Raw genomic sequence first — 7,408 nt, 5'->3', positions numbered from 1 at the left:
GAGCCAATCAGGTCAGTTAATTTTCTAGGGGTCGTTCCTTGTGATTCCATAGATCCTACAAGGTCTGATTCTTTATTATTAATAAATTCGGAGATTGCCTTTTTCAGCTCTTCCCCTTTTAAATCAGCAAAGTTGTTATCAGCAAGATACTTCAGCTTTATTTCATTAGGAGTTCCATCAAGACCGGATGTGTAAGCAGGCGATACAACTGGATCCGCAAGCTCCCAAATTTTCCCGACAGGATCCTTAAAGGCGCCGTCTCCATAAACCATCACTTCAACGACTTTTCCAGTCTTTTCTTTAAGCATTTGCTGAATATGATCAACGGTTGGCTGGCAATTGCGCGGGAATAGCTTCACGCTGTCTTCAGTTGCTTTATTAGATCCAAGCAGACCGTAATCTTCATTACAGCCGCTACCATCAATAGAAGCTGATAAGATATTATCAAGACTATAAATTTTTTCGCCGCCATTAGCTTTTAAGATTCTCTTAGTTCTAAATCTTGTATGGATATCACAAGTAAGAACATTCTTTGTATATTCTAAAATGGTTTTCGGGTTATTAGAGAAGATGACTTCACATTCAACACCGTATTCTTTTACTAATGATTTATAGTAATCAATATAATCAACACCGGTAAACGTATGTTTGTTATAGCCAAAAAGGTCACGGAATTGGTCCTCAGTTAAAACATCTGTCCAAGGATTTACACCCTTTTCATCAAGCAAATCGATATCTACTAGATGATTTCCTACTTCATCAGACGGATAGCTGAGCATTAATACAATTTTCTTTGCTGCCCCTTTTGCAATACCGCGAAGACAGATGGCAAAGCGATTGCGGCTTAAGATAGGGAAAATGACCCCAATTGTTTCATCACCAAATTTTGAACGAACATCTTGAGCAATATGATCGACTGTCGCATAGTTTCCTTGTGCACGAGCAACAATGGATTCCGTTACGGTTACAATATCTTTATCTTTAATGCTAAAGCCTTCAACTTCTGCAGCCTTTAGCACACTATCTACAACAATTTCTTCAATATTGTCCCCTTGATTGATGATGGGGCAACGAAGGCCTCTAACAACAGTTCCAACTACTCTTTCCAATATAATCGCTCCCTTATGACTGTTAGGCTTAATTTCCATAATATCCACTTGTACTATACACCTCTTTAATGGTATAAGTAAAATTAATATATCTAATAGTGGATATAAGGAGTGGTTATGTGGTAAGTAAATTAGATTTATATAAGGTTTTTTGTAAAGTTGGAAATTGCAAAAGTTTTTCTAAGGCGGCGAAAGAGCTTTACATGACACAGCCTGCCGTTAGTCAAAGCATCATGCAATTAGAAAAAGAATTGGATACACGCCTTTTTAATCGGACTCCTAAAGGGGTTACCTTCACTGATGAGGGCAAACTATTATTTGAATATACTCATTCAGCTATTAATTTAATAGATGTAGGAGAGGAAAAAATACTAGAATTTAAAAATTTAACTACGGGAGAATTAAAGATTGGTGTTGGGGACACGATCTCCAGATATTTTTTACTTCCATATTTAGAGGTTTTTCACAATAATTATCCCAATATTAAATTTAAGATTGTGAATGGGACGACATTAGAAATCTGCTCTTTGCTCAAATCGGGAGAGGTCGATGTGGCTGTTTGTAATTTCCCGATTGATGACCCTGCGCTAGAGTTAAGGCCATGCCTTGAAGTCCACGATATCTTTGTATGCGGAGAAAAATATAAGGCCCTATTATCTGAAGCCGTGAGTATCCAGAAATTAGTCAAGCTGCCTTTAATTTTTCTAGATAATTCAAATTCCAGAAACTATGTTGAAGATTATTTACTATCCAAAGGTATACAAATATCCCCTGAATTCGAATTAGGCTCACATGATCTACTTTTGGAATTTGCAAAAATTAATCTAGGGATTGCCTGTGTGACGAAGGAATTTTCACTAAGTTATTTAAATAAAGGATTATTGTATGAAATCAAGCTTATTGAGGAAATACCAAAACGCGATATAGGTGTCTGTTTTCTGAAAAGTGTTCCACTTTCGCCAGCATCTACTAAATTTGTGGATATTATTGAAAATAAAAAAGACGGAAAGAAAATACCATATTCTTTAAACACCTCTAATTAATAAGAGGTGTATTTTTTTGGTTGCCGCAAACGAAATAATCCAAATATTCCAAAATCTATTTAATTATTTTGAAAATGGCTACATATGATTAGGAGTAAGGTTTGATTTTCTCATTAAGGAATAAAAAATTTGGAGGGGGATTCATGAGAAAGATTCTTTCAATTATGTCTGTACTTTTACTACTATTTGTAGCTGCATGTTCAAGTGATTCTGCTACAAAAAAGCCAGAGGAAGAAAAACCAAATGAAGAAAAGCCAGAGAAAACGTGGGAACCAGAAAAGGCTATTGAAATCGTTGCACCTGCTGGTCCTGGAGGCGGTTGGGATACAACTGCGCGTATGGCAGCAAAAGTCTTTGAAGAAGAGAAGATTATCGAGCAAAGCTTAGGAGTAGTAAACAAACCTGGAGGTGGAGGAGCAATTGCTTGGGCGTACATTCATAGCAAAAAGGATAGCCCATATAACTTGTTCGTTACTTCGCCGCCTATGCTTTTAGTTCCGCTTAACGGACAATCTGAGTTTGATTTCGAGGATTTCACACCAATTTCTAACCTGATTGCGGATTATGCAGCGATTGCCGTTAAGGCAGATGCAAAATGGAATAATTTAAATGAATTATTTGAGGACATGAAAAAGGATCCATCTAGCATTTCGATTGTTGGAGCATCTTCTCCAGGAAGCATGGACCACATTCAATTCATTAAAGTAGCAAAGGCTGCTGGAGTAGACATTAAGAAAATAAAATATGTATCAGATCAAGATGGTGGTGCACTTACTCAATTGTTAAATGGCAGTGTACAAGTTTTTTCAACAGGTGTAGCTGAAACGGTAGAGCAAGTAAAGGCAGGGAAAATTAAGGTATTAGGTGTGACCTCAGAAGAACGTCTATCTGGTGAAGTGTTAAAAGACTTCCCAACAGTAAAAGAGCAAGGAATTGATGCTACGTTCATTAACTGGAGAGGTTTCTTTGGGCCGCCGGAAATGGATCAAGCCGCACTAGACTACTATGAGAAGAAATTTAAGGAGTTAAGTGATTCTGCAGGCTGGGCGAAAATACGAGAGCAATATGGATGGTCTGAAATGTATATGAACAACAAAGAATATGTTGAATTTTTGACAAAAGAAAAAGTAGCCATGAAAGAGCTATTAGATGAATTAGGCATAGGAAAATAAGGAATGCAATAGGGAGCCAATGGATCAATTCATTGGCTCCTTTCCAAAAGGTGGTGCAAGCGTGTTAAATACATTGAATAAAAAAATATCCGTTTTTTTAGCATTGATATCCATTGGCTATTTAGTGTTAAGCCTTCGTTTACCAGCTTTTCCTTATGTTCCAGTAGACTCCGATGCAGTTCCGATTACACTTGGATTTATTCTTTTGTTTTTATCAATCTTACTTTACTTCAATAAGGATGAACAAAAAGGCGAAGGCAGAAAACTTCCAAAAGGGGAAGGGAAGGTAATTTTAACTGTTCTTAGTTTTGTATTGCTCTATATTTTCTTTCTTGAAATACTAGGGTTTATCATTACAACTGCCTTATTTCTTTTCCTTAATTCTCGATTTCTTGGATACAAAAAATGGCTTTCAAATGTCATTGTATCTCTATCGATCCCTCTTTTTATCTATCTTTTATTTAATTCATTCTTACAAATTAGCTTACCAAAAGGCATTTTACCTTTTTAGGGAGGAGGGTTACATTGGATATTTTTGAAGGAATCATAACTGGCTTTAAAGTAGCGTTAAGCCTGCATGGCCTCTTATTTGTATTTATTGGTGCAGTTATCGGAACACTTATTGGGATGATTCCTGGTTTAGGTCCAATAACAGCTATTGCTGTGATGATCCCGATTACGTATGGAATGGATCCTGCAATGGCCTTATTGTTAATGGCAGGAGTTTATTATGGCGCTGCTTACGGTGGTGCAGCTTCTTCTATCTTACTGAATGCACCTGGAGAATCAATGTCTGTTCCAACTACCTTCGATGGATATCCAATGGCAAAACAGGGGAAAGCGGGTAAGGCATTGGCCATTGCCGCAATCGCTTCCTTTGTAGGAGGTACAGTAAGTGTTGTTCTTTTAACACTTTTTGCACCGGTTCTTGCAAATCTTGCCATATCATTTGGTCCTGCTGAATATTTTGCACTGATGTTAATGGGTTTAATGACTGTATCAAGTTTCTCAGAAGGTTCAACAGTAAAAGCTTTAATATCAGCCACAATTGGGTTTATGATTTCCACGATAGGAATAGATGGACAAACAGGCACTGTGAGATATACCTTTGGCATTACAAATTTATTAGAAGGAATTGACTTTCTAGTTATAGCCCTTGGTTTGTTTGCATTAGCAGAGGTTAGCTCATTAATATTGGAACGGAAAGAAAAAAGTATCTTCAGCAATAAACTAGGAAGCTTACATTTAACAAAACAAGATTACAAGGAAATGGCTGGACCAATGGGCAGGCAATCCGTTTTAGGCTTTTTGATTGGCGTTCTTCCTGGTGCAGGCGGAACCATTGCTTCCTTTCTAGGATACATTTCTGAGAAGAAGTTATCGAAAAAACCAGAGGAGTTTGGAAAAGGTTCGATTGCCGGTTTAGCCGGACCAGAGGCTGCAAATAATGGAGCTTCTAGTGGTGCCTTTGTTCCTTTATTAAGCTTAGGAATCCCAGGTTCAGGAACAACAGCGGTTATGTTAGGGGCATTAATTGTGTTAGGGGTCCAACCGGGCCCATTACTAATGAATGATCACCCCGATGTGTTTTGGGGAGTGATTGCGAGTATGTATATCGGGAATATTATTCTGCTAATATTGAACCTTCCATTAATACCATATATATCGAAAATATTAAAAATACCGCGCCCGCTACTGATTTCACTCGTCATCGTATTTTGTTTAATCGGTGTGTTTGGAATAAGCTATAGTACATTTGATTTATATTTGTTGGTGTTATTTGGAATTATCGGTTTCTTTATGGCAAGCTTGAAATTTCCAGCAGCCCCTATGCTATTAGCCTTTATATTAGGCGGAATGATGGAACAGTCTTTACGTCAATCTTTGACCATATCAAACGGGAGCTTACTGATTTTTGCAGAAAGGCCAATTGCTTGCACATTACTTGTCATTGCATTCCTTTCCTTTATTGTACCGATCTTTAGGAATAGGAAAAAGAAAAAAGTGGCTGATGATTCAATGGACCAACAGCTATAACTCTATATAACACCTAACTAGTATTGATAAGGAAGAAAGGGTGATTAGTTTCATGCAAAAGTTAGAATCAACAAAAGCTCTTCAAGTAGATGAAGTATTAGAAACCATTGCAGAATATGTCTTAAATAAACAAATAACAAGTGAGGCTGCATTTGAAACAGCAAGATATGTACTCATGGATACGTTAGGCTGCGGATTTTTGGCAATGAGATACCCGGAATGCACAAAACATCTTGGCCCAATTGTCCCAGGAACGGTTGTACCAAATGGAAGCAGAGTACCAGGGACACAATTTGAATTAGATCCGGTACAAGCAGCTTTTAATATTGGCTGTGCAATTCGTTGGCTTGATTATAATGACACATGGCTAGCAGCCGAATGGGGACATCCTTCCGATAACTTAGGTGGCATACTTGCTGTTGCTGATTATGTAAGCCGGAAACGGATTTCTGAAGGAAGTGACCCACTCACAATGGACAGTGTACTTGAAGCAATTGTCAAAGCGCATGAAATTCAAGGAGTACTAGCCTTAACAAATAGCTTGAATCGTCAAGGTCTAGATCATGTTCTATTTGTTAAGATTGCAACAACCGCTGTGGTAACCGCTATGCTTGGGGGAACAAAAGAACAAATAATCAATGCCTTATCGAATGCATGGATTGATAATTCTAGCTTGAGAACATACCGTCATTTTCCGAATACAGGCTCACGGAAGTCTTGGGCAGCAGGTGATGCAACAAGCCGCGGTGTTCGGCTGGCGATGATGGCTATGAAAGGTGAAATGGGCTATCGAACAGCATTAACGGCTCCGAATTGGGGATTCCAAGATGTCCTTTTTGCTGGAAAGGAACTTACGTTAAGTAGACCGTTAGACACTTATGTGATTGAAAACATCTTATTTAAGATTTCGTTTCCTGCAGAATTTCATGGTCAAACAGCTGCGGAATGTGCGGTTGAACTTCACCCGCAAATCGTGAATCGTTTAGATGAAATTGATAAAATCGTTATAACGTCACATGAGTCAGCGATAAGAATTATTGATAAAACAGGTCCGCTTCATAATCCTGCAGACAGAGACCATTGTCTGCAATATATAGCGGCAATTGGACTCCTATTTGGAACAATAAATTCAGATCACTATGAAGAAGAAGCTTCACAGGATCCTAGAATTGATCGCCTGCGTGAAAAAATGGAGGTTATTGAAAATAAACAGTACAGTGAGGATTATCTAGATTCAAATAAGCGATCAATCGCCAATGCGATTCAAATATTTTTCAAGGATGGTACTTCAACTGAAAGGATTATCAGGGAATATCCAATTGGGCACCGCTTCCGCAGAGACGAGGGAATACCATTATTATTTAAAAAATTCAGCAGTAATTTAGAAACGCGCTTCCCTCAAAACCAAGTAAGAGAAATCTTTCAATTATGTACAGACCACAATGAATTATGTAAAACAAACGTCAATGATTTCATGGCGAAATTAGTAATCTAGGGGGGAATCCATATGCCTTGGATTGTTGATAAAGAACTAAGTCAAGAAGAGTTGGCCAAACTGTTTCGTGAAAAAATGTTACATTCTACTATTTTACAGATACCGGGAGTGCATGATGGAATGACCGCTCTTGTTGCGAAAAAAACTGGCTTCGAGGCACTGTATTTATCAGGTGCAGCCTATACAGCTAGTCGCGGTCTTCCAGATTTAGGTATTGTTACTTCAGAAGAAATGGCTGCACGTGCTAAGGACCTCATTCGTGCTGCAAATTTACCGGTACTCGTAGATATCGACACAGGCTTTGGCGGGATTCTCAATACAGCAAGAACAGCAAGAGAAATGGTGGAGGCAAAGGTGGCTGCCGTTCAAATAGAAGATCAGGAGCTGCCAAAGAAATGCGGTCATCTTAATGGAAAAAAGTTAATTAGTGTTGAAGACATGATGCAAAAAATCAAGGTTATTAAAGAAGTAGCTCCTTCATTACTTGTTGTTGCAAGAACGGACGCAGTTGCTGTTGAAGGAATCGATCAGGCAATTGAACGGGCAAATAAG

Annotated in this window: 7 protein-coding genes; 6 read left to right on the top strand and 1 reads right to left on the bottom strand. The window is 38.2% G+C overall.

Annotation, left to right across the window (positions count from 1 at the left end; translation table 11 throughout):
• Nucleotides 1-1,109 (bottom strand): coenzyme F420-0:L-glutamate ligase (locus tag V7149_RS06465; protein ID WP_335344830.1); only part of this gene is annotated, 1,109 nt, incomplete at its 3' end.
• 119 nt (nt 1,110-1,228) lie between these two features.
• On the opposite strand from V7149_RS06465, the gene V7149_RS06460 reads away from it, so the two are divergent.
• The 6 genes from V7149_RS06460 to V7149_RS06435 all read left to right on the top strand — a co-directional run.
• Entirely contained in the window at nt 1,229-2,152 is a 924-nt protein-coding gene (locus V7149_RS06460) for a LysR family transcriptional regulator (protein WP_335344828.1), read from the top strand.
• A 143-nt stretch (nt 2,153-2,295) separates the two neighbouring features.
• Nucleotides 2,296-3,324, top strand: coding sequence for a tripartite tricarboxylate transporter substrate binding protein (locus V7149_RS06455; protein WP_335344827.1), 1,029 nt, complete (start codon nt 2,296-2,298; stop codon nt 3,322-3,324).
• A 19-nt stretch (nt 3,325-3,343) separates the two neighbouring features.
• A complete protein-coding gene (locus V7149_RS06450; RefSeq protein WP_335344826.1) occupies nt 3,344-3,835 on the top strand; it encodes a tripartite tricarboxylate transporter TctB family protein in 492 nt (163 codons plus the stop codon).
• A 14-nt stretch (nt 3,836-3,849) separates the two neighbouring features.
• A complete protein-coding gene (locus V7149_RS06445; RefSeq protein WP_335344825.1) occupies nt 3,850-5,361 on the top strand; it encodes a tripartite tricarboxylate transporter permease in 1,512 nt (503 codons plus the stop codon).
• A gap of 52 nt (nt 5,362-5,413) precedes the next feature.
• Nucleotides 5,414-6,856 carry a bifunctional 2-methylcitrate dehydratase/aconitate hydratase gene (locus V7149_RS06440; RefSeq protein ID WP_335344824.1) on the top strand — a complete coding sequence of 481 codons (1,443 nt, stop codon included), beginning with the start codon at nt 5,414-5,416 and terminating at the stop codon, nt 6,854-6,856.
• Nucleotides 6,857-6,868: 12 nt separating this feature from the next.
• A partial coding sequence (locus V7149_RS06435; RefSeq protein ID WP_335344823.1) for an isocitrate lyase/PEP mutase family protein occupies nt 6,869-7,408 on the top strand: 540 nt, incomplete at its 3' end.

The organism is Bacillus sp. JJ1503 (assembly GCF_036965125.1).
GTDB lineage: Bacteria > Bacillota > Bacilli > Bacillales > Cytobacillaceae > Cytobacillus.
The sequence above is the reverse complement of the archived record's forward strand: the minus strand, read 5'-3'. Positions and strand labels throughout refer to the sequence as shown.